We start from the raw sequence: 20,685 nt of genomic DNA, 5'->3' as shown, positions 1-20,685 counted from the left end.
TGTATATATGATACGGAACTCGCTCCCTCTTATACAATGTACAGTTATATTAGAGAATGTTAATTGGCATATTTATGAAATAAAAAAACCTTTTCCATCGAGGAAAGGGTTTGGTCTTTGTGCCTTTCACTCTTATCGCTCAAGGAATCATACAACCTTGCAACAGGTTAGCACCTTGGTTGTCTCACTCAGTTGAACATAATAAATAACAGAGAAACCGGTTGCTGGGCTTCATAGGGCCTGTCCCTCCGCCAGCTCGGGATAAGAGTATCCGCTCAATGAAATATCTTATCGTAAAAGGGTTTGCAATGTCAATATGATTCAGAAGAAATAGGCACCTATATTGAGGGAAAACAATGGAAATGCACACACAAAAAATAATAAATAGTATAGACTATTTGAAAATATATGTTATACTAATTCACAATTAGCAAAACACAAAAAACGATAAAGGAAGGTTTCATATGAACTCAGTTGATTTGACCGCTGATTTACAAGCCTTATTAACATGTCCAAATGTGCGTCATAATTTATCTGCAGCACAGCTAACAGAAAAAGTCCTCTCCCGAAACGAAGGCATTTTAACATCCACAGGTGCTGTTCGCGCGACTACAGGCGCTTACACAGGACGCTCACCTAAAGATAAATTCATCGTGGAGGAAGAAAGCACGAAAAATAAGATCGATTGGGGCCCGGTGAATCAGCCGATTTCAGAAGAAGCGTTTGAGCGGCTGTACACGAAAGTTGTCAGCTATTTAAAGGAGCGAGATGAGCTGTTTGTTTTCGAAGGATTTGCCGGAGCAGACGAGAAATACAGGCTGCCGATCACTGTCGTAAATGAGTTCGCATGGCACAATTTATTTGCTCGGCAGCTGTTTATCCGTCCGGAAGGAAATGATAAGAAAACAGTTGAGCAGCCGTTCACCATTCTTTCTGCTCCGCATTTCAAAGCGGATCCAAAAACAGACGGCACTCATTCCGAAACGTTTATTATTGTCTCTTTCGAAAAGCGGACAATTTTAATCGGCGGAACTGAGTATGCCGGTGAAATGAAGAAGTCCATTTTCTCCATTATGAATTTCCTGCTGCCTGAAAGAGATATTTTATCTATGCACTGCTCCGCCAATGTCGGTGAAAAAGGCGATGTCGCCCTTTTCTTCGGACTGTCAGGAACAGGCAAGACCACCCTGTCGGCAGATGCTGACCGCAAGCTGATCGGTGACGATGAACATGGCTGGTCTGATACAGGCGTCTTTAATATTGAAGGCGGGTGCTACGCTAAGTGCATTCATTTAAGCGAGGAAAAGGAACCGCAAATCTTTAACGCGATCCGTTTCGGGTCTGTTCTCGAAAATGTCGTTGTTGACGAAGATACACGCGAAGCCAATTATGATGATTCCTTCTATACTGAAAACACGCGGGCAGCTTACCCGATTCATATGATTGACAACATCGTGACTCCAAGCATGGCCGGCCATCCGTCAGCAATTGTATTTTTGACGGCTGATGCATTCGGAGTCCTGCCGCCGATCAGCAAACTAACGAAGGAGCAGGCCATGTACCATTTCTTGAGCGGTTACACGAGTAAGCTTGCCGGAACCGAACGTGGTGTAACGTCTCCTGAAACGACGTTCTCTACATGCTTCGGCTCACCTTTCCTGCCGCTTCCTGCTCACGTCTATGCTGAGATGCTCGGCAAAAAGATCGATGAACACGGCGCAGACGTTTTCTTAGTCAATACCGGCTGGACCGGGGGCGGCTACGGCACAGGCGAACGAATGAAGCTTTCTTACACTAGAGCAATGGTCAAAGCAGCGATTGAAGGTAAATTAGAGGATGCTGAAATGATAACTGACGATATTTTCGGCCTGCACATTCCGGCACATGTTCCTGGCGTTCCTGATCATATCCTTCAGCCTGAAAATACGTGGACCAACAAGGAAGAATACAAAGAAAAAGCAGTCTACCTTGCAAATGAATTCAAAGAGAACTTTAAAAAGTTCGCACATACCGATGCCATCGCCCAGGCAGGCGGCCCTCTCGTATAAAAAACAAAAGCCAAGAGCAATTATGCTCTTGGCTTGTTTTAATTGACGGAATGCAAAGAAGTCAGCTTGTATGTAATGATGGTCCGGCCTTCTTCCCATTGAAGCTTCTGCACTTCAGCTGTGCCTGACTTTTCGCCAAACTTTGTTTTGCGTACATCCATTGGAATCTCCATCGGATATACTCGGTATCCGTCCTTCTCTAACGTGAATATATTTTCATCTATGCGAACTTCTTTTCCTTTTGTCACAATCAGTGTATTAAATTCAACAGGCATTCCCAAAGTGAAATCCCCTTTCGTTCTCTTTTTTCTTTATCATAACATATTTCACTGTCAGCGGTTTTTCATCCATTGTGTGAGCTGCCGCACGATACGCCGGTTTTCTTTTGGCGGGAAATAATGTGTGAATGTACTGTAGTACCACGTCTCCACCGGCTTATGCAGTTGTTTTAGCTTCTCTTCAAATAAATAGGAATGCTGAATCGAAACATTTTGGTCTTTTTCTCCATGGATTAACAGCACGGGTGCCTGAATTTTATTTACTTGGTCAAACGGTGTCCTCCATTGATATTCCTCAGGCACCTTTTTCGGTGTTCCGCCGATGACTCTTTTCATCATTCGCCGCAAATCCTGCCGCTCCTCGTATGTAAGAATCATATCACTGACGCCTCCCCAGGAAACAAATGAAGCTGCCTGCCCGCCCATTTCGATCGCAGTGAGCATTCCCATAATTCCGCCGCGGGAAAAACCGAAGATGTGGATTCTATCCTTCTTGACATTTGGGTGCTGCTGAAGCAGGCGAAAAGCAGAAAATGCATCCTCCCTGTCTTCTCCGGCAAAATCCTCATTGCCTTCTCCTCCTTGATTTCCTCTGTAAAAAGGAGCAAACACCACAAACCCTTGGGATGCAAACTGGATAATCCGGCCCGGCCGAACCATGCCCACGCTTTTAATCCCGCCGCGCAAATATAAAAATCCGTCATATTGTCCGGGTTCCGCCGGCTCAGCCAGAAGCCCCTTAACCCGTAATCCATTTGACAGATAGCAGATCGTATACAAACGCACATGCTGGCTTGGCGACGGAAATCTTCTTTTCTCTACAATCAAAACAGCCGCCTCCTTTTTTTCTATATGCTTTCCTTACTCCAAAATTACATCCGGAGAACCTGGTTAGGCATTCACACATTTTTATACCCATCATACGATATGTAAAGCAAAAAAGGATATTAACTTGATGCGAAATAAGGAGGTTGTCTATGTGAACAGATGGTTAAGGCTGAGCTTCGCCTGTGTCGGCAGTATCTTTCTGATGTTCGCCCTGGCGGCTTGCAAGCAGGAAGAAACGCTCACAAAAGTCAAGGTAGCTGAAGTGACCCATTCAATTTTTTACGCACCTTTATATGTTGCTGAGTCTAAAGGGTTTTTTAAAGAAGAAGGGCTTGATGTCGATGTGAATACGACCTGGGGCGGAGACAAAACGATGACATCGCTTCTTTCCAACGGCTCCGACATCGCGCTTGTCGGGTCAGAAACATCTATTTATGTCGAAGCGCAAGGGGCTAAAGATCCCGTCATTAATTTCGCCCAGCTGACTCAGACAGACGGAACGTTTCTTGTCGCGAGAGAAGATGTTGAACACTTCGACTGGGATCAGTTGAAAGGAAAAACGTTTCTCGGTCAGCGAAAAGGCGGCATGCCGCAAATGGTCGGCGAGTATGTACTGAACAAACATAAGATTAACCCGCATAAGGATATAGACCTCATCCAGAACATAGACTTCGCCAATATTGCCAATGCGTTTGCTTCTGGAACCGGTGAGTATGTACAGCTCTTTGAACCGCAGGCTTCTCTCTTTGAGAAAAAAGGCATCGGCCATATCGTGGCTTCATTCGGAGAAGAATCAGGAGAGGTTCCTTATACGACTTTTATGGCGAAACAAAGCTATTTGAAGAAAAATGAAGACACAGCCGTCAAGTTTACAAAGGCCATTTATAAGGCGCAGCAGTGGGTTGAAAACCATTCTGCGAAGGACATCACAGATGCCATTAAAGATGAATTTGATGATACCGACCCAGACGTCATCGAAACATCCATTGAACGCTATAAAAAACAGCATTCATATTCACCAGACCCTCTGCTTAACGAAAAAGAATGGGAGCTTCTCCAAACCATTATGGATCAATCGGGAGAACTGCCGAAGCACATTCCATACAATCAGCTTGTAAATAAAGAAATTGCTGAAAAAGTCACCTCGGAGAAATAGGAGGCGCCATCTATGTCTTTCTTACATGTCGACCATGTAACCCATACTTATTTTTCTATTAAAGAAAAAACAACGGCTGTGCGGGATATTCATTTCGATGCCGAAAAAGGCGATTTCATCTCATTTCTCGGCCCAAGCGGCTGCGGAAAAACAACATTGCTTTCCATTATTGCCGGTTTGATTGAGCCATCAGAAGGCAGAGTTCTGATTGAAGGCCGTGAGCCGAATCAAAAAGAACATAATATTGGCTATATGCTTCAGCAGGATTACTTATTTCCCTGGAAATCTATCGAGGAAAATGTGCTTCTCGGTTTAAAAATCGCCGACACGCTGACAGAAGAAAGCAAAGCCGCTGCACTCGGTCTATTGCCGGAGTTCGGCCTCATAGATGTGGAGAAAAAATATCCGAAAGAGCTGTCAGGCGGGATGCGCCAGCGGGCTGCGCTTGCAAGAACACTTGCGCCTAACCCTAGTCTGCTTTTGCTGGATGAGCCATTTTCCGCGCTTGATTTTCAGACAAAGCTGTCTTTGGAAAACCTGGTATTCCGCACATTAAAGGAATATCAAAAAACAGCAGTGCTTGTCACTCATGATATAGGGGAAGCGATAGCGATGAGCGATACGATCTTTTTATTTTCAAATCAGCCGGGCACCATCCATCAGATTTTTACCATCCCTAAGGAATTGGCCGCGATGTTGCCTTTTGACGCCCGTCAGGAACCTTCCTTCCAGACACTGTTTCAAACGATATGGAAGGAGCTGAATTCTCTTGAGAAACAGCAAAGAAACCATTGATCTGCTTCACGAGCAGTATCAATTCAAACAGAAAAAGGAAAAGTGGAAGGTCCATTCCTTTCAGCTTGCCATATTTATTCTCTTTTTCTCGGGCTGGGAAATCTCCAGCAGGCAGGGCTGGATCGATCCGCTGATCTTCAGCTCTCCATCAGCTGTGTGGCGATTATTGCTGGAGAAACTTGGTGACGGTTCTTTACTGTCACACATCGGCGTCACTTTATTTGAAACGGTGCTTGGCTTTTTGCTCGGGACGTTTATGGGCACGTGCCTCGCCGCTTTGTTATGGTGGTCTAACCGACTTGCCAGAATTTTAGATCCGTATCTTGTGATTTTGAATGCAATGCCGAAAGTGGCCCTGGGCCCGATCCTGATTGTCGCGCTCGGTCCCAGTTTTATCAGCATCATTGCGATGGGAGCCATCATCAGCGTCATTATCACAACCATCGTTGTCTACACCGCCTTCCAAGAGGTCGACGAAAACTATACGAAAGTCATGAAAACATTCGGCGCAAAAAAATGGGTTATTTTTAAAGAAGTCATACTGCCTGCATCCTCCCCCGCAATTATTTCAACACTAAAAGTGAACGTCGGTTTATCATGGGTTGGCGTCATTGTAGGGGAATTCCTCGTTTCGAAGGTCGGATTAGGATATATGATTATTTACGGATTCCAAGTCTTCAATTTTACACTCGTCTTCTTAAGCCTGCTGATCATCGCCATCTTCGCCACTCTGATGTATCAGGGCGTCGAGCTGCTGGAAAAGAAATGGACGAAGGGGAGGACATAAAAAACCCGGCACATGTGCCGGGTTTTTTATTCAATCCATCCAGACTCTTTCAGTTTTTTCAAGCTGATCGGAAGAACGGAATCCTTCATAATAAAGCTGAATTTTTTATTGCGGGAAAGGTTCTCCGGCAGCTCGTGAAACAAAACCGGGCCTTTCGTTTCAAAGTAATCAGCCTGCTTTTCAAGCTTTTCTATATCTGCAAAATATATATTTTTCACAATCACTTTTTCTTTTCCGAGAACTTTATACTGTCCGAGATACTTGAGGCTTTTGACTCTCGCGCCCGTCTCTTCCTTTACTTCCCGGAGCGCAGCCTCTTCTGCGCACTCCATCGGCTCTACTTTCCCGCCTGGAAACTCATAGCCTCTGTCCTCATGTTCTGTTAAAAGCCATTTGCCGCCAAAACGGCAAATCACCCAGACATGCTTCGGGCTGTCCGAGAAAGGCTGATCGTCAAAGGAAAGCTGAACAGTATTCTGATAATAATCTTTAAACTCGTACATGTTTATCCCTCAAATCCGTTCCTAGCTATCTTCCATACATCATACCACAGTTACGTTTCTTCGGAAGCCTTTTATCAAAAAATAAGGGAAACCCAGCACGCCGTTAGGTTCTGCATGCAGACTAGCTCGTACAGTTTTTTGCGATAGCTTTTGCCGAAAAGTGCGACCGACGCTCTGGGCTTTATTATGACCCTCGAACAGGGAAAAGTTACGGTTTGCGCTTAAATTTATTTTTTAACGTTTCTAAAAGATCGACAAGCATCTGGGGAACCGGTATGCCAAGAGAGCTGGCTGTCACAACAATTTGCACAGATTCATAAAGAATATAAAACATAATAGCCAAGTCACGAATTGATCCCTGTGTATTCAGCAGCTGATCAAAAAAGTGGCATACAGAGATCAGAGCCAGCGTGACTAATTTTTTGACAAGCCGGGCAAATATCTTTTTAAATGACAGTTTGTGAATAATGGTTTCCTTCAAAGTCGTACTGATAAATTCAATTGCCATAAGAGAGAGCAAAATCAGAAATGAATACTGAAAACCTCCAAAGAAAAAACCCGCTGCTGAAACGCTGACTGCTAAAAACGAAAAGATGCCAAAGTCTCTATCCATTTATCCCAACATCCTTTCACAGAAACGGCCTTACGATATTCTATGGTAAACAAGCCGAACGGATTGGATTTTTCAGAAAAATGGACTGGTTGTCGCCTATTTTTAAGATACAAAAAGAAAAGCCGGACGTCTTTTTTAAGACATCCGGCCGTTCTATTTTTGAACTTAACCTAGGTAAGCTTTTAACATCCAGTTATGTTTTTCAATATTTTGATGGATCGCAAGAAGCATGTCCCCTGTTGTTTCGTCACCGACTTCATCAGCTAAATCCATGCCGTTTTTCAGCTCTTCCGCGATGACTGTGAAATCATCATATACGCTTTGAACCATTTGTTCAGCTGTTTCATTTCCAGCAGCTTCTTTGACAGAAGCCGTTTCTAAGGATTCCTTCATTGTTGCAATCGGTTTTCCGTTCAGCGCCAAAAGACGTTCTGCTAAGTCATCAATATAAGTTGCCGTTTCATTGTACAGCTCCTCAAACTTTTCATGAAGAGTGAAGAAATCTTTTCCTTTCACATACCAGTGATAATTATGTAGTTTCACATACATGACTGTCCAGTTGGCTACTTGTTTGTTCACTGCTTGAATCAATTGTTCTGACATGGTATCTCCTCCTTGTTATATGACTATGTATACCCTTAATATCGTACGCTAAAACCTCTTTTTTACCCTTATCTGTCACGATTTCTTCTATTATGCTACAATTGTTAAAAAACGGGAGGTGGAATGTCATGACGCTTCTCATTACGATAAGTATTTTGATTGTGCTGGCTGTTTTGCTTGTAACCATTTGGACGACTGTAAAAGCCTATAATGTAAAGCATACCATTGATCCACCACAAGAAAATCACTCTGATTCACACAATCAATGATGATGTGAATGCTCCTCTTCTGACTGATTGCTGGCAGCATCGGCGTCTCCGACTTGGACTTTTAAGGTCGGCATGCTATGCTGTTTTTTTGCTGTGACATGGGATTGGACAGTGTATACACCATCTTCCTTAAACGTCGTTTCCAATCGGTATACGCCTTTTTCTTGTTTCGCCTTAAACATTTGGCTTGCGTCTTTTTCCCCTTCTTTCCATACTTCAAACTCTACTTCATCGGCATCCGTCACAGCTTCATCACCATATGATACGGCTGCTTCATAAGCAGCGCTTTCTCCGGGATTTACTTTTTCAGGCCCGGTCAGCTTGACATCCAAAACCTCGGGCGTCTCAGCTGTATTTGCTTTGCTTTCACCAGATCCGCATCCATTAAGCAATAAAGCAGAAAAAAGCAGAACAACCAACATCTTTTTCATGCCATCACCCTTTCATCGTTTACCTAAATAGTAGCAAACGCTTACAGCAAATGGTACATAAAATATGAGACGTCACAAAAAAGACCTTTTTGCTTATGCGCAAAAAGGTCCTTTCTATTTTAGCCAAATACTTTTAGCAATTCTTCTTTATCCTGTGAAAGCCAGAAACGCATTAAACGTTTAGCGCCTTCCAGATCATGAAGCTTCGCTTGGCCGCACTGCTTTTCATTCGCAGCTGGTATTTCTGTAATCTCTACCGCTTCCTTCATTGTGTCTTCAAGCAGATCAACGATTTCCGCTGATGTCGGCTCTCCGCTCACAACTAGATAATAGCCTGTCTGGCAGCCCATTGGAGAAATATCAATGATATCAAAATGATCGTATTTCTCAGCATGAGAACGAATCGTAAACGCGAGCAAATGCTCGAGTGTGTGAATGGTGTCAGGCTTCATCGCCTGTTTATTTGGCTGGCAAAAACGAATGTCAAATTTATTTACAACGCCGTCTGTTCCCACTTTATGCACGCCGCAATGTCTTACATATGGAGCAACAACCGCATTATGATCAAGCTCAAAACTTTCTACTGAAGGCATAATGGCACTCTCCCTTTTTTAAAAATGTAATTTCATTATAACATACTTTTCCGATAAGAATTATTGATTAACTTTTCAATCTGTGTTTTTTTTCTTATACTTGCATCAGAAAGGTTGCTGAAGAAACATGAAAACCCTATTCATCGCTCTGATCAGAGGATATCAAAAATTCATCTCGCCCCTGACACCGCCAACGTGCCGCTTTTATCCGACCTGTTCCCAATATGGAATCGAAGCGATTAAAACACATGGCGCTTTAAAAGGCGGATGGCTGACAATCAAACGGATTTTGAAATGCCACCCGTTCCATCCGGGAGGAGTCGATCCCGTTCCTGAAAAGAAACAAAAACATTAATTGTTATAACCGTTTACGATAAGATCCAGTTTTCCGGTTTTAGGATCAATGACTAAGCCATGGACCGGAACGTTTTCAGGGAACAGCGGGTGATGTTTAATAACGTCTACGCTGTCTTTCACACTCGCTTCCACTGAATCAAAGCTTTTAAACCATTGATCAAAGTCTACACCGGAGTACTTTATTGTTTCGATGCGTTCTTTCGGAATCCCTCTTGCTTTGATTTTTTCAAGCATGCTTTTGCTGCTGATTTTGCTCATGCCGCAATCGTGATGCCCGATCACACACACCTCATCTGCATTCAGCTCGTACACTGCGACGAGTAAACTTCTCATGATGCTTCCGAATGGGTGTGTCACAAGCGCACCGGCACTTTTAATGATTTTCACATCACCATTTCGCAAATTCATCGCATGCGGCAGCAGTTCAACCAGACGAGTGTCCATGCAAGAAAGAATCGCCATTTTTTTATCTGGAAATTTTGATGTTTGATACTTTTCATACTCTCTTTGTTCAGTAAATGTCTTGTTAAATTCGAGAATATCATTTAGAAGACTCATGTTCGTTGTCCCTTTCTATTCTTTTTACTCTTCAATATATCACAACCCTTGTTTATTCGTCATAATAAAAAAAGACAAACCCTCTGGTCTGCCTTATTTCCCCATGTTATAGCGTTTTTTGAACTGCTCAACTCGTCCGCCTTTTTCATTGAATTTCTGGCGGCCTGTATAAAATGGATGCGTGTCAGAACTTACCTCTATTTTAATGACAGGATATGTGTTGCCGTCTTCCCACTCTGCTGTTTCATTAGATGTTTTCGTAGAGGTGCTGAGAAAACGGTAGCCGCTGTTGACATCCTGAAATATCACTTTGTGGTTCTTCGGATGAATTCCTTCTCTCATGTGTATCTCCTTTCAACAAATCGTAATAATTACGTTTTATTTTATAACCTTACAAACGTTTTGTCAATCTTCTTATATCCTTCCCTCTGTTTTCACATCGTAAACCTCATGGCATTTAAGAATAGGAAGAATAATCTAACCGAGGAAGCAAATAATAAACCCAAAATACATACAGAACGTCTTTTTAGAAAGGTGGTTTACGATTGTGGATGATTTAGTTTTGGCCAGAAGCCTCTTTGGCACGACAATGGGCTTTCATATTATTTTCGCAACGCTTGGAGTCGGTCTCCCGCTCATGATTTTAGTGGCGGAATTGATCTATCAAAAAACGAAAGATGACCATTATGCGATCATGGCGAAAAGATGGACGAAAGCACAAGCCGTTTTGCTGGGGGTCGCCATACCGACCGGAACGATCGCGGGCACTCAGCTCGCGCTTTTATGGCCGGGATTTATGGAAGTCATCGGCCGGGTGATGTCCCTGCCATTTCAAATTGAAATCTATGCTTTTTTTGTTGAAGCCCTATTCATGTCGATTTATGTATACGCTGCAGACCGTTTGTCACCTGCAATGAGGATTGTTGCTGTTTTCTTTGTGTTAGTCGGGGCAGCAGCATCAGCTGTTCTGATTACGAATGTTCACGCTTTTGAAGGTACGCCCGCCGGTTTTAAAATTTCAAACGGAAAAATTACAGATGTTGACCCGTGGGCTGCGTTTTTTAATCCTAGCTTTTTTATCACTGCCGGCCATGTCGTGCTGTCCGCGTTTATGACCGGTGCGTTTATCGTGGCTTCTGTTGCGGCGTATAAAATGATCCGGACGAGGAAAAAGGAAAAGGTCTATCGCTTTCACCGGAAAGCCCTTTTGCTCGCACTGACGATCGGCGGTATTTTTTCATTGCTGACCGCTTTGAACGGACACGAATCTGCACAGATGCTGTACGAATACCAGCCCGAAAAATTAGCCGGTGCGGAAGGCCTGTTTGAAACAAGATCCCACGCCCCGCTCGCTATCGGCGGTTTTACCGACCCGAATGAAGAAAAAGTAAAATGGGCAATCGAGATTCCATGGGCTTTAAGCTTTTTGGCAGCGAACCGTTTTGACACTGTTGTAAAGGGATTAAATGCATTTCCGAGAGATGAATGGCCGCCGCTTTTCATTCACACGCTGTTTAATGCGATGGTCGGTGTAGGCATGCTGCTTATTCTTTATTCCATTATCGGTGTGGTCTGGAGAAAGGTGCTTAAGAAAGACCGTTTCCCAACGTGGCTTTTGGTCATTTTCATGACAGCAGGCCCTTTTAGTCTCATCGGCATTGAATTCGGCTGGATTTTCGCATGTACGGGGAGGCAGCCTTGGGTCATCTATCATCTGCTGAAAACGTCAGATGTCGTAACAACGACTGGCTCGATCGGGGTGCTGTTCTTATTTTTCACATTTGTTTATGCCGTGTTAGGCGCAGCTGTCGTCTACGTGCTGCTGTATTATTTCCGCAAGCACCCGGTTGACGAAGATTTAAATACAGCGGAGTCGTAATGGCTCCGCAAACAGGAAACCAAATGGAAGGAAGATCGACAAATGGAGATTTCAACTGACGCTCTGATCGCCATCTCAATTATCTGGGGCTTTGTGTTTATTTACGCCGTCATGGCGACAATGGATTTTGGAGCGGGATTTTGGTCTATGATCTATTTAAATAAGGAGCATATGAAGGCCACCGATATTGCGAATCGCTTTTTGTCCCCGACTTGGGAGGTCACAAACGTCTTTATTGTGGCCATCGTCGTGGCGCTTTTCAGTTTTTTCCCCGGCGCGACATTTGTGCTCGGAACCGTTTTATTAATTCCCGGAAGCATGATTTTGCTGCTTTTAGCGATTCGAAGCGGATTTCTCGTTTTTTCAAATACAGCAAAGGAGCGGAAAACGCTAAGATATATTTCCGGCATCTCCGGCTTTATCATTCCTGCTATTTTAATTTTGGTGCTTCCTGTGACACACGGAGGGTTTATAGAAAAAACGGATGGAATCTATAACTTAAATATGTCTAAAATCTTTTCAAGCCCCAACGCCTATTCATTTATCGGGTTTGCGATTTTAAGCACCTTATTTTTGTCCTCGCTGCTGCTTGCAGATGTTTCAAATGTGGCAGAGGAACAGGATGCGTACCGAGCCTACAGAAAAAGCGCCCTGATTACCGGCCCGATTTCACTGTTGTTTGCTGTATGCATCATGGTAACAATGCGGAATGAAGCAAACTGGCTGTACAGCGGAATGATGAATGATTTTACTTGGATTATTGCATCGTTCATTACATTTGTCATTGCTGGAATCGCCCTTTTTCTGCCTAATAAGAGCTTTGGGCAAAACATCGGAAAACCGCGGCTTGCACTTGTCGCGATTGGGATACAGTATTTTCTCGCAAGCTACGCGTACGGGCGGGCGCATCTTCCGTATATGATTTATCCTGATGTGACAGTCATGTCAGGCTTCACAGAGCCAGCAACGTTCAGGGCGCTGTTTGCGACTTATATCGTTGCATTTATCATTCTATTTCCGGGCTTTTATTTCTTCTGGAAAATGTTTATGCGAGATAAACGCTATATCCGCCAGGAGGAATAGAGGGCAAGCCAGCCGGCTATACTAATCCAGAACCTTTATAAGGAGGGGATGGCATGGAGCAGAAAATTCTATGTGAGGTCAACAACTGTTCTTATTGGGGCAAAGGTAACAAATGCACCGCTGATGCCATTTATGTTGTCAGCCATACTGGTGAAACGGCTGAAAACAGCCGGGAAACAGACTGCAAAACGTTTAAGCCGCATGATTTGTAATTAAAAGAAAGAGCTGCGTCAGCCAGCTCTTTCTTTTTGCATGTTGAGTGTTCTTAACTTTTTAGTCATGACCCCGTTTGCAGGTGAAAACAAAAAGGCGCTTGCATAACATACACCTGTCATGGCCGCCATCGCTCCTGAAATTGAAACATTAAGCCACGTTGCGAAGAAATAGCCCATGACCGCCGACAGCCCGCCAATCAACGCGCTGAGAATCAGCATATAAAGAAGCCGGTCTGTCAGCAAATGCGCAGCAGCAGGCGGAACAATCAGCATGGCCACAACCAATACGGCACCCACCGAATCAAAGGAAGCAACAGTTGTCAGGGACAGCATACCCATTTGCACGTAATGAATGAGCAAAACCGGTATTCCCAAGGCTAAGGCCATTTGAGGATCAAACGAAGCGATTTTAAACTCCTTATAGCACACACTGATCAACACTACGTTTAAAACCAGAACAGATGTCAGCATCCAAAACGCTTTCGGCCCAATATCAACCCCGAATACCGTCACCGTATTCCACGGCACAAAAGCGATTTCTCCCATTAACGAGTGCTCAATATCGAGATGGACATTCGCTCCATACACAGAAAGCAAAATAACCCCGATTGCAAATAAGGATGTAAACACAACTCCTATGGCAGCATCTGATTGAACCCCCTTGCTATGAAGAAGCTGAACCAAGAAAGCCGTTAACAGACCGGTTGCGGCTGCGCCAATAAACATAGAAATCCCATCGAGACTTCCCGTCACTAGAAAAGCGCCGACAATGCCAAGCAACACTGTATGACTGATTGCGTCGGCCAGCATCGCCATGCTTCTCAGCACAAGAAATGTGCCGATCAATCCGCAGCTTACACCGACTAATACACCGGTAGCTATAATCCATGCTTCAAAACTCATTTGCGATCTGTCCCTTCTCGGCATCATGAGACGCTTTTCGACGCTCAGGCATCCGTCCATACAGCTTTAAGAGTGAATAAAGCCGCTCTCTCGTTTCTCTCGGTAAACGGTCCGGGTCAAAGCAGTCTTGATCGGATTCTATATTGGCAAGTTCCATTTCCTGCATGAGATACACTTCATACATCCGCTGCTTCAAAGCTGTGTGATAGCCTTTTTCTATCCCTTTGCTTGTGATTTGCCAAATTCCATTTTCGATACGCTCAATGCACCTCTCTTGTTCCAAGTCATTTAATGCCTTAAGGCATAATGAAGGGGATAGGCGTCTTTTCTTTCTTACACTTTCAACAGTTACACAAAGATTATTCTTTTCATACTGTTCATAAATCTCCAAAAGCACTTGCTCCCTGCTTGTTCTGCGCCGCAGCCTCATCAGCCTTATGGCTTTAGCAGCCAATCCCCGCTTAGGCGCGCAAATCATTGAAAAAAGAAAGAGCAGCGTTGCAGATAAGATCATTAATGGCCCTGTCGCCATTCCCTTCATCGTGGTGCTAAGCAGGGTTCCGGCCACGCCGCTGACCCCGCCTGTAATCCCGGCAATGACGATCATCCCGGTTAATCGTTCGGTCCAATATCTCGCAGCTATGGCAGGTGTAATCAGCATTGCCGCCATTAATATCACACCAACAGTCTGAAGCCCAATGACGACAGCACAGACAATCAGACAAGCCAAAAGCCCGTTTAAAAAACGCACCGGGATTCCTAATCCCTTTGCAAACGCGAGATCAAAAGTAATCAATGTAAATTCCTTAAAGAAAACAATACATAGGAGCAGTAGAACAGCGGATATTCCTGCAATAAGGATGATATCCTGCCTGACCAATGAAGCAGCCTGGCCGAATAAAAAAGAATCAAGCCCGCTTTGGCTTCCCGCCCCCTGTTGCTGAATATATGTCAGCAGAATGATCCCGACGCCAAAAAACACAGAAAGAACAATCCCGATCGCCGAGTCCTCCTTTGTTTTTGAAAGCCGCGGAATCAGCTGTATACAAAACGTTCCGAGCAGCCCGGCGAGCGCCGCACCCAGCAAAAAGAAAGGCAGTGATTTTTGCCCAGTGAACAGAAAAGCGAGACACACTCCCGGCAGAGCTGAATGGGCCATCGCATCGCCGATTAAACTTTGCTTTCTCAGCAGCACAAAGCTGCCCAAAACACCGCTTGCCATCCCGAGCAAAAGCGTACCGGCCAGCACCCACTGTGTATTCGGATGCTGGAGCTGCAGCCACAAACTTTCAAACATCGCGCTCACTCCTTATGTCCTTCTGCCAGCACTTTATCTTTTAAAAACGTAAGCCTTCCTCCATATGTTTTTTGCAGGTTTTCGATCGTAAAAACGTTTTCCGCCGGTCCGAAAGCGATTTTTCTTAAATGAAGCAGTAAGATCCAATCGAAATAATCCTCGGCGGTCTGCAGGTCATGATGGACGACAAGCACGGTTTTTCCTTTTTCTTTGAGTTCTGCCAACAGCGTCATAATCGCGCGCTCCGTCGCTGCATCGACACCTGCAAACGGTTCATCCATAAAATAAATGTCAGCGTTCTGGCAGAGTGCCCGGGCAAGAAACACCCTCTGCTGCTGGCCGCCTGACAGCTGGCTGATCTGCCTCTTCGCATAATCAAGCATCCCGACTTTTGCTAATGCGGCCTTCGCCATCTCCACATCCGCTTTCTTTGGCCTCTTTAATAAACCGATTCTCCCGTATCTTCCCATTAGGACGACATCGAGCGCGCTTGTGGGGAAATCCCAGTCAACCGAGCCGCGCTGCGGAACATATCCGATTCTGGTCCGCTGATCCTTATAGTCTTTGCCGTAAATAGAGATGTCTCCGGAAGCTCGGGGCACAAGACCAAGAATCGTTTTGATCAAGGTTGATTTTCCCGCGCCGTTTGGGCCGATAATGCCAATAAGTTTTCCTTCCGGCACCTGCAGCGAAATGTCCTGCAGTACAGGCTTTTTATGATAAGCAACCGTCACATTATCAAGCTCAACAGGGAACATATCCTCCACCTCTTTTCTTTATTTAAGCGCTTTACTAATCGTGTTGATATTGTGGCGGAACATTCCTTCGTATGTGCCTTCTTTTGTGCCCTTTTCGCCCATGGCATCCGAATAAAGCTGACCGCCGATTGTGACTGTATGGCCTTTTTCTTTAGCGCCTTCCACCACTGCATTGATTGATTTTTCAGATACACTGCTTTCTACGAACACAGCTTTTATTTGTTTGTCTGTCAGAAGATCAACCAGCTCCTGAACATCCCTTAATCCATAGTCCGAATCTGTGCTGAGTCCCTGCAGGCCTTTTACCTTAAATCCATACTCATTCCCAAAGTACGCAAACGCATCATGAGCAGTCACGAGCACACGGCTTTTCTCCGGAATATGTGCGATCTCCTTACGTGACCACTTATCTAAATATTGCAAATCTTCTTTGTACTCTTTGGCATTTTTCCGAAAGGCATCTGCGTGCTGAGGCATTGCTTTGCTGAATTGCGCTTCAATTTCATCCACCGCATAGATCCATAACGGAATGCTGAACCAGACGTGGGGATCAAACGTCTTGCCTTCCCCCGCGGGAATAAGCTTATTTTTCGGAATGGCCTCAGCTACTGCCGCCGATTGTTTTTGTTCGCCGATTTTTTGGAGGACATCCTCCATTTTCCCTTCCAAATGCAACCCGCTGTACAGAACAACATCGGCAGACATTAATTTTTTCGTGTCACCTTGGGAAGCTTTGTAGAGGTGCGGATCAACCCCCGGTCCCATTAAAGAGGTGACTTTTACATGTTCACCTCCGATGTTTTCTGCTGCATCGGCAATTTGAGATGTTGTCGCTGTCACTTGTAATTGCTGATCAGCGCTTTTTCCGGCTGAATCCGTTCCGCATCCCGTTAAAGCAAAGGTCGCAAAAAGCACTGCTGCCATCAGCCCTCGTCTCATATTTCTCCTCCTCTTTGCCATCAATGTCCGATTGTTTTATCTTATGTTGTCAGTTCTTAGACATGTGACATTAAATTAGCCAAAAGCATGTTTTATTTACACAGGACAAAAAGTTTCCTTTGTGCAAAATTATCGCGTTTGACCATTTTTGTCAAGCTGATTTACATAAAAAAACCGGCTGGGTCAGCAGCCGGTCCAAACGAGAAGGGATGTATTCAACGAACACTTTTACTGTAACAGCACAGTGTCATTTATTCAAAATAGCAAAATTCTTTTTTCTTACCCATGCTGTGTGAAAACATCCATTTTGGTCACATATTTTCGCATAATGTCTTGATTCACCTCAACCCCTAAACCAGGCTGTTTTGACACAGAAATAAATCCATTATCAATACGAATATCAGGGGTTACAATATCTTCATCCCAATATCGTGAGGATGAAGATATATCGCCAGGTATTGTGAATTGAGGCAGTGAAGCAAGCGCCACGTTCTGCGCTCTTGATATGCCTGTTTCCAGCATTCCGCCGCACCAAACCTGCATATGATGCTCTTTGCATAAATCATGAATTTTTAAGGCTTCTGTTAAGCCGCCGACACGAGAAGGTTTTATATTAATAATTTTGCAGCTTCCTAGCTCAATCGCCCGTCTCGCATCATCAACTGAACAAATGCTCTCATCAAGGCAAATGGCCGTTTTCAAATGTTTCTGCAGGTGGCGGTGATCAACGATGTCGTCGGATTGAAGGGGCTGCTCAATCATCATTAAATGGTACTCATCAAGCTCCTTTAAACGGCTGATATCCTTCAATTCGTACGAGGAATTGGCATCGGCCATAAGCGGGATGGTTGGGAATCGGCTGCGGATGGCCTTGACCAATTCCACATCCTGCCCAGGCTGAATTTTAATTTTTATTCTTTGATAACCTTCTTTTTGATAGCTCTCAATTTCCTTCAGCATATCATCAAGAGGCGCCAGGCCGACTACCACCCCGGCAGGGACTTTATCTCTTGTTCCGCCCAATGCCTCAGCAAGGGATACGCCCTTCTTTTTGGCATAGATATCCCAGACAGCCGATTCAAGTCCCGCTTTTGCCATCCGGTTTCCTTTATAACGCGCCAGGCTGTCCGGCACTTCTGAAGGGTGATTGAATTCACGGCCGACCACATTTGGGATAAAAAAATCTTTTAGCATATGCAAGCATGTTCCAATGGTTTCCTCGGTGTACCAAGGCGAAGAGAAAGCGGAAACTTCTCCCCAGCCTGTGACACCTGTTGTATCAATGGCTTCCACGATCAGAAATTTACGCTCTTGAAGCGTTTCGATACTGTTTTTAAACGGTTTCTTTAAGTTCATGCTCAAATGGTAAAGCGTGATTTTTTCTATTTCGATCATAGCAGTTCTCCTTTACGCGCATCCTTCAGCTGATTTCGCAAGAGCTTATTAGACGCATTGCGCGGCAGGCGGTCAAGCACAAAGAATTTTGCCGGAATTTTATACTTCGCCAAGCGTTCTTTGCAGTAGTCAGTCAATTCTTCTGCGCTCACAGGCTTGTGAAGGACAAGATAGGCGTGAGGCACTTTCCCCCATTTTTTGTCCTCAGCCCCTGAAACCCCGGCTTCGGCCACAGCGGGGTGTGAAAGCAGCACTGACTCCACTTCGGCCGGATAAATGTTTTCTCCACCGGATATGATCAGATCTGAACGTCTGTCTAATACATATAAAAAGCCTTCGCTGTCCAAATAACCAAGATCACCTGTTTTCAGCCAGCCATTTTGAAAGGAAGCTTCGTTTGCGCTCTCCCGGTTAAAATAGCTTTTCATGACATTCGGGCCTTTGACCATGATTTCACCGTGTTCAAACGGTTCACATGCCTGTCCGTCCCGCTCTATTTTGATTTCACACGAAAACAGCGGTTTCCCCGCAGATCCGAGCTTTTCCATACTGAATTCCGGCGACAGGGTAACAATTTGCGAGCATGTTTCTGTCATTCCATATGACTGAAAGACAGGGAATCCTTTCTCACGGCATTCCTCAAGCAATGGCAGCGGTGCAGGGCCGCCGCCGAGAAGAATGCATCTGATGGATTCAGGGCAGCGGCTTGTTTCTTCCAAAAGACTGGCCAGCATAGTCTGCACCGCAGATATCATTGTCACTTCATGCCTGTTGATAGAATCCAGCACATCACTTACGGAAAAACGCTGGTGAAGCACGACAGTCATTCCATAGATGACAGATTTAAATAATGCGGACAAGCCGCTGATATGAAAGAGCGGCAATGCGATAAGCCAGCGGTCTTGTTCTGTTATACCCAAATTAAGCGCGGACGACACCGCACTGAAATAGTGGTTTCCGAACGTTTGCTGAACTCCCTTGGGCTTTCCTGTCGTACCCGACGTATACATCAGCGTTGCCGTTGCATCCATTTGCATATAAGCTTGGATCTCAATTTCCTGTGCTGCTTCTTTCATCAATTCATCCACATCAATCGTTTGAACGATGTGTTCATACTCTTTCTTGTTAAAGCTTGAATCTGTCAGTAAAAAGCCGGATCCGGAATCCTCCAGCTGAAACAGCCTTTCATGTGTTGACAGCTTCGTATTCAAAAGCACCGCCTTAACACCAAGCAAAAAACAAGCGTGAACGGCGTATACCATTTCCGCACGGTTTTGGAGCAAAATAGCCGCAGTATCCCCTTTCCGAACCGAATGAGCGGCAAGCTGTGCCGCCATTCGTTTAGACGCGGCAAATAATTCTGCAAATGTCACGGTTTGGTCTCTATAAATGAGAGCGATTCTCTCAGGTGTCAGCTGTGCCCGCTGCATGAGCCAGTTGGGCTGTTCTGTCAGCATGTCATCATCTCCGAGGTAAAATGTCTGTATTGAAAAGAAAACAGCTTGGACCGCAAAGTCTCAAGCTGTTGGTTTACTAAGTATTGCTGATCACGGGAAACGAGGGAACTGTCCGAAATCAGGTTTGCGTTTTTCCTTAAAGGAATCACGGCCTTCTTTTGCTTCATCTGTTGTGTAGTAAAGAAGGGTAGCATCCCCTGCAAACTGCTGAATTCCAGCAAGTCCGTCTGTGTCCGCGTTAAACGCAGCTTTAAGAAAGCGCAGTGCGGTCGGGCTTTTTTCAAGCATTTCTTCACACCATTTAATCGTTTCTTCTTCAAGCTGTTCCAAAGGAACGACTGTGTTGACAAGACCCATGTCCAGTGCTTCCTGTGCGTTGTACTGACGGCATAGGTACCAGATTTCACGTGCTTTTTTATGTCCTACAATTCGAGCCAGGTAGCCAGAACCGTAACCTGCATCGAAGCTTCCCACTTTAGGGCCTGTTTGTCCGAAAATTGCGTTGTCCGCAGCAATTGTCAAGTCACATACGATGTGAAGCACATGGCCTCCGCCGATCGCATATCCGGACACCATCGCAACAACCGGTTTCGGGATGACGCGGATTAAACGCTGAAGATCCAATACGTTAAGACGCGGGATCTGGTCGTCTCCTACATATCCACCGTGGCCGCGCACTTTTTGGTCTCCGCCAGAACAAAATGCCTTGTCCCCTGCACCGGCAAGCACGATAACCCCAACGTTTTGGTCGTCTCTTGCGTCAGCAAACGCATCAATCATTTCAGCAACCGTTTTAGGGGTAAACGCATTATGTACCTCAGGTCGGTTGATTGTTATTTTTGCAATGCCATTATACGTTTCATACAATATCTCATCGTATGTCCGTTTTGTTTTCCATTCAGCCATATGATGACCTCCTTTTATTCTCTATGTGAATGAG

Annotated in this window: 25 protein-coding genes and 1 riboswitch; of the genes, 9 read left to right on the top strand and 16 right to left on the bottom strand. The window is 44.8% G+C overall.

Annotation, left to right across the window (positions count from 1 at the left end; translation table 11 throughout):
- Positions 1 to 129 precede the first annotated feature (129 nt).
- Positions 130 to 268, bottom strand: a riboswitch (SAM riboswitch).
- A gap of 196 nt (positions 269 to 464) precedes the next feature.
- Positions 465 to 2,048, top strand: coding sequence for a phosphoenolpyruvate carboxykinase (ATP) (pckA, locus tag M1D94_RS05715; RefSeq protein WP_014480627.1), 1,584 nt, complete (start codon positions 465 to 467; stop codon positions 2,046 to 2,048).
- Between the two features lie 38 nt (positions 2,049 to 2,086).
- Here the strand turns inward: pckA and M1D94_RS05710 are convergent, their stop codons facing one another.
- Positions 2,087 to 2,329 (bottom strand): DUF2584 domain-containing protein, encoded by a 243-nt coding sequence (locus M1D94_RS05710; protein ID WP_004398611.1) that lies wholly within the window; start codon positions 2,327 to 2,329, stop codon positions 2,087 to 2,089.
- Positions 2,330 to 2,380: 51 nt separating this feature from the next.
- Positions 2,381 to 3,154 (bottom strand): alpha/beta hydrolase family protein, encoded by a 774-nt coding sequence (locus M1D94_RS05705; RefSeq protein ID WP_029318292.1) that lies wholly within the window; start codon positions 3,152 to 3,154, stop codon positions 2,381 to 2,383.
- 151 nt (positions 3,155 to 3,305) lie between these two features.
- Here M1D94_RS05705 and M1D94_RS05700 point away from each other — a divergent pair, with 151 nt between their 5' ends.
- From M1D94_RS05700 to M1D94_RS05690, 3 genes are read left to right on the top strand one after another with little or no spacing between them, the layout of a single operon-like run.
- Positions 3,306 to 4,310, top strand: coding sequence for an ABC transporter substrate-binding protein (locus tag M1D94_RS05700; RefSeq protein WP_456270452.1), 1,005 nt, complete (start codon positions 3,306 to 3,308; stop codon positions 4,308 to 4,310).
- Between the two features lie 12 nt (positions 4,311 to 4,322).
- Complete coding sequence (locus tag M1D94_RS05695; protein ID WP_003229092.1) at positions 4,323 to 5,105, top strand: ABC transporter ATP-binding protein; 783 nt, start codon at positions 4,323 to 4,325, stop codon at positions 5,103 to 5,105.
- Complete coding sequence (locus M1D94_RS05690; protein WP_003229090.1) at positions 5,080 to 5,892, top strand: ABC transporter permease; 813 nt, start codon at positions 5,080 to 5,082, stop codon at positions 5,890 to 5,892. Before M1D94_RS05695 ends, M1D94_RS05690 begins: the two co-directional genes overlap by 26 nt.
- Positions 5,893 to 5,918: 26 nt before the next feature.
- On the opposite strand, the gene ytkD is transcribed toward M1D94_RS05690, so the two are convergent.
- The 3 genes from ytkD to M1D94_RS05675 form a co-directional block, all read right to left on the bottom strand.
- On the bottom strand, positions 5,919 to 6,395 hold the full coding sequence (ytkD, locus tag M1D94_RS05685) for an RNA deprotection pyrophosphohydrolase (RefSeq protein WP_003229087.1): 477 nt from the start codon (positions 6,393 to 6,395) through the stop codon (positions 5,919 to 5,921).
- A 208-nt stretch (positions 6,396 to 6,603) separates the two neighbouring features.
- Positions 6,604 to 7,008 (bottom strand): phage holin family protein, encoded by a 405-nt coding sequence (locus tag M1D94_RS05680; protein WP_021480358.1) that lies wholly within the window; start codon positions 7,006 to 7,008, stop codon positions 6,604 to 6,606.
- Between the two features lie 165 nt (positions 7,009 to 7,173).
- Positions 7,174 to 7,611, bottom strand: coding sequence for a Dps family protein (locus tag M1D94_RS05675; protein ID WP_003229083.1), 438 nt, complete (start codon positions 7,609 to 7,611; stop codon positions 7,174 to 7,176).
- A 128-nt stretch (positions 7,612 to 7,739) separates the two neighbouring features.
- Here M1D94_RS05675 and ytzI point away from each other — a divergent pair, with 128 nt between their 5' ends.
- Positions 7,740 to 7,880: a YtzI protein gene (gene ytzI / locus M1D94_RS05670; protein ID WP_003229081.1), complete on the top strand. Its 141-nt coding sequence runs from the start codon at positions 7,740 to 7,742 to the stop codon at positions 7,878 to 7,880.
- Here ytzI and M1D94_RS05665 read toward each other — a convergent pair.
- Complete coding sequence (locus tag M1D94_RS05665; protein WP_014477743.1) at positions 7,874 to 8,311, bottom strand: FixH family protein; 438 nt, start codon at positions 8,309 to 8,311, stop codon at positions 7,874 to 7,876. The two genes, ytzI and M1D94_RS05665, sit on opposite strands and share 7 nt — an antisense overlap.
- 119 nt (positions 8,312 to 8,430) lie before the next feature.
- Positions 8,431 to 8,904: an S-ribosylhomocysteine lyase gene (locus M1D94_RS05660; protein WP_003219361.1), complete on the bottom strand. Its 474-nt coding sequence runs from the start codon at positions 8,902 to 8,904 to the stop codon at positions 8,431 to 8,433.
- Positions 8,905 to 9,031: 127 nt separating this feature from the next.
- Between M1D94_RS05660 and yidD the strand changes: the two genes are divergently transcribed.
- On the top strand, positions 9,032 to 9,259 hold the full coding sequence (gene yidD, locus M1D94_RS05655) for a membrane protein insertion efficiency factor YidD (RefSeq protein WP_003229076.1): 228 nt from the start codon (positions 9,032 to 9,034) through the stop codon (positions 9,257 to 9,259).
- Here yidD and M1D94_RS05650 read toward each other — a convergent pair.
- Together M1D94_RS05650 and M1D94_RS05645 are read right to left on the bottom strand one after the other, a co-directional pair.
- Positions 9,256 to 9,819 (bottom strand): beta-class carbonic anhydrase, encoded by a 564-nt coding sequence (locus M1D94_RS05650; protein WP_041851128.1) that lies wholly within the window; start codon positions 9,817 to 9,819, stop codon positions 9,256 to 9,258. The two genes, yidD and M1D94_RS05650, sit on opposite strands and share 4 nt — an antisense overlap.
- 93 nt (positions 9,820 to 9,912) lie before the next feature.
- The gene (locus M1D94_RS05645) at positions 9,913 to 10,161 is read right to left on the bottom strand and encodes a type B 50S ribosomal protein L31 (protein WP_456270451.1); all 249 of its coding nucleotides are present in this window, start codon (positions 10,159 to 10,161) and stop codon (positions 9,913 to 9,915) included.
- Between the two features lie 205 nt (positions 10,162 to 10,366).
- Between M1D94_RS05645 and M1D94_RS05640 the strand changes: the two genes are divergently transcribed.
- From M1D94_RS05640 to M1D94_RS05630, 3 genes are read left to right on the top strand one after another with little or no spacing between them, the layout of a single operon-like run.
- Entirely contained in the window at positions 10,367 to 11,698 is a 1,332-nt protein-coding gene (locus tag M1D94_RS05640) for a cytochrome ubiquinol oxidase subunit I (RefSeq protein WP_072175875.1), read from the top strand.
- A gap of 42 nt (positions 11,699 to 11,740) precedes the next feature.
- A complete protein-coding gene (locus tag M1D94_RS05635; RefSeq protein ID WP_015251386.1) occupies positions 11,741 to 12,781 on the top strand; it encodes a cytochrome d ubiquinol oxidase subunit II in 1,041 nt (346 codons plus the stop codon).
- 53 nt (positions 12,782 to 12,834) lie between these two features.
- Complete coding sequence (locus tag M1D94_RS05630; protein WP_003229069.1) at positions 12,835 to 12,993, top strand: DUF1540 domain-containing protein; 159 nt, start codon at positions 12,835 to 12,837, stop codon at positions 12,991 to 12,993.
- Between the two features lie 18 nt (positions 12,994 to 13,011).
- Here the strand turns inward: M1D94_RS05630 and mntD are convergent, their stop codons facing one another.
- The 7 genes from mntD to menB all read right to left on the bottom strand — a co-directional run bounded on the left by mntD (position 13,012) and on the right by menB (position 20,651).
- Positions 13,012 to 13,899: a manganese ABC transporter permease MntD gene (mntD, locus tag M1D94_RS05625; RefSeq protein WP_038829938.1), complete on the bottom strand. Its 888-nt coding sequence runs from the start codon at positions 13,897 to 13,899 to the stop codon at positions 13,012 to 13,014.
- Positions 13,889 to 15,196: a manganese ABC transporter permease MntC gene (gene mntC / locus M1D94_RS05620; protein ID WP_456270450.1), complete on the bottom strand. Its 1,308-nt coding sequence runs from the start codon at positions 15,194 to 15,196 to the stop codon at positions 13,889 to 13,891. Before mntC ends, mntD begins: the two co-directional genes overlap by 11 nt.
- A 5-nt stretch (positions 15,197 to 15,201) precedes the next feature.
- Positions 15,202 to 15,954: a manganese ABC transporter ATP-binding protein MntB gene (mntB, locus tag M1D94_RS05615; protein ID WP_014480635.1), complete on the bottom strand. Its 753-nt coding sequence runs from the start codon at positions 15,952 to 15,954 to the stop codon at positions 15,202 to 15,204.
- An 18-nt stretch (positions 15,955 to 15,972) separates the two neighbouring features.
- A complete protein-coding gene (mntA, locus tag M1D94_RS05610) occupies positions 15,973 to 16,893 on the bottom strand; it encodes a manganese ABC transporter substrate-binding protein/adhesin MntA (RefSeq protein ID WP_046160762.1) in 921 nt (306 codons plus the stop codon).
- A gap of 279 nt (positions 16,894 to 17,172) precedes the next feature.
- Positions 17,173 to 18,288 carry an o-succinylbenzoate synthase gene (menC, locus tag M1D94_RS05605; protein ID WP_103803288.1) on the bottom strand — a complete coding sequence of 372 codons (1,116 nt, stop codon included), beginning with the start codon at positions 18,286 to 18,288 and terminating at the stop codon, positions 17,173 to 17,175.
- Positions 18,285 to 19,745: an o-succinylbenzoate--CoA ligase gene (locus M1D94_RS05600; RefSeq protein WP_165634478.1), complete on the bottom strand. Its 1,461-nt coding sequence runs from the start codon at positions 19,743 to 19,745 to the stop codon at positions 18,285 to 18,287. Before M1D94_RS05600 ends, menC begins: the two co-directional genes overlap by 4 nt.
- 90 nt (positions 19,746 to 19,835) lie before the next feature.
- Positions 19,836 to 20,651, bottom strand: coding sequence for a 1,4-dihydroxy-2-naphthoyl-CoA synthase (gene menB, locus M1D94_RS05595; RefSeq protein ID WP_003229054.1), 816 nt, complete (start codon positions 20,649 to 20,651; stop codon positions 19,836 to 19,838).
- Positions 20,652 to 20,685: the final 34 nt, after the last annotated feature.

The organism is Bacillus sp. JZ109, assembly GCF_053903135.1.
Note: the sequence above shows the minus strand (reverse complement) of the source record. Positions and strands in the feature narration are given on the sequence as shown.

Excerpts from the sequence above, each read along its gene's own strand:
- pckA (WP_014480627.1), top strand. The coding sequence starts at position 465 with ATGAACTCAGTTGATTTGACCGCTGATTTACAAGCCTTATTAACATGT.
- M1D94_RS05695 (WP_003229092.1), top strand. The coding sequence starts at position 4,323 with ATGTCTTTCTTACATGTCGACCATGTAACCCATACTTATTTTTCTATT.
- ytkD (WP_003229087.1), bottom strand. The coding sequence starts at position 6,395 with ATGTACGAGTTTAAAGATTATTATCAGAATACTGTTCAGCTTTCCTTT.
- M1D94_RS05680 (WP_021480358.1), bottom strand. The coding sequence starts at position 7,008 with ATGGATAGAGACTTTGGCATCTTTTCGTTTTTAGCAGTCAGCGTTTCA.
- M1D94_RS05675 (WP_003229083.1), bottom strand. The coding sequence starts at position 7,611 with ATGTCAGAACAATTGATTCAAGCAGTGAACAAACAAGTAGCCAACTGG.
- ytzI (WP_003229081.1), top strand. The coding sequence starts at position 7,740 with ATGACGCTTCTCATTACGATAAGTATTTTGATTGTGCTGGCTGTTTTG.
- M1D94_RS05665 (WP_014477743.1), bottom strand. The coding sequence starts at position 8,311 with ATGAAAAAGATGTTGGTTGTTCTGCTTTTTTCTGCTTTATTGCTTAAT.
- M1D94_RS05660 (WP_003219361.1), bottom strand. The coding sequence starts at position 8,904 with ATGCCTTCAGTAGAAAGTTTTGAGCTTGATCATAATGCGGTTGTTGCT.
- yidD (WP_003229076.1), top strand. The coding sequence starts at position 9,032 with ATGAAAACCCTATTCATCGCTCTGATCAGAGGATATCAAAAATTCATC.
- M1D94_RS05650 (WP_041851128.1), bottom strand. The coding sequence starts at position 9,819 with ATGAGTCTTCTAAATGATATTCTCGAATTTAACAAGACATTTACTGAA.
- M1D94_RS05645 (WP_456270451.1), bottom strand. The coding sequence starts at position 10,161 with ATGAGAGAAGGAATTCATCCGAAGAACCACAAAGTGATATTTCAGGAT.
- M1D94_RS05635 (WP_015251386.1), top strand. The coding sequence starts at position 11,741 with ATGGAGATTTCAACTGACGCTCTGATCGCCATCTCAATTATCTGGGGC.
- M1D94_RS05630 (WP_003229069.1), top strand. The coding sequence starts at position 12,835 with ATGGAGCAGAAAATTCTATGTGAGGTCAACAACTGTTCTTATTGGGGC.
- mntD (WP_038829938.1), bottom strand. The coding sequence starts at position 13,899 with ATGAGTTTTGAAGCATGGATTATAGCTACCGGTGTATTAGTCGGTGTA.
- mntC (WP_456270450.1), bottom strand. The coding sequence starts at position 15,196 with ATGTTTGAAAGTTTGTGGCTGCAGCTCCAGCATCCGAATACACAGTGG.
- mntB (WP_014480635.1), bottom strand. The coding sequence starts at position 15,954 with ATGTTCCCTGTTGAGCTTGATAATGTGACGGTTGCTTATCATAAAAAG.
- mntA (WP_046160762.1), bottom strand. The coding sequence starts at position 16,893 with ATGAGACGAGGGCTGATGGCAGCAGTGCTTTTTGCGACCTTTGCTTTA.
- menC (WP_103803288.1), bottom strand. The coding sequence starts at position 18,288 with ATGATCGAAATAGAAAAAATCACGCTTTACCATTTGAGCATGAACTTA.
- M1D94_RS05600 (WP_165634478.1), bottom strand. The coding sequence starts at position 19,745 with ATGCTGACAGAACAGCCCAACTGGCTCATGCAGCGGGCACAGCTGACA.
- menB (WP_003229054.1), bottom strand. The coding sequence starts at position 20,651 with ATGGCTGAATGGAAAACAAAACGGACATACGATGAGATATTGTATGAA.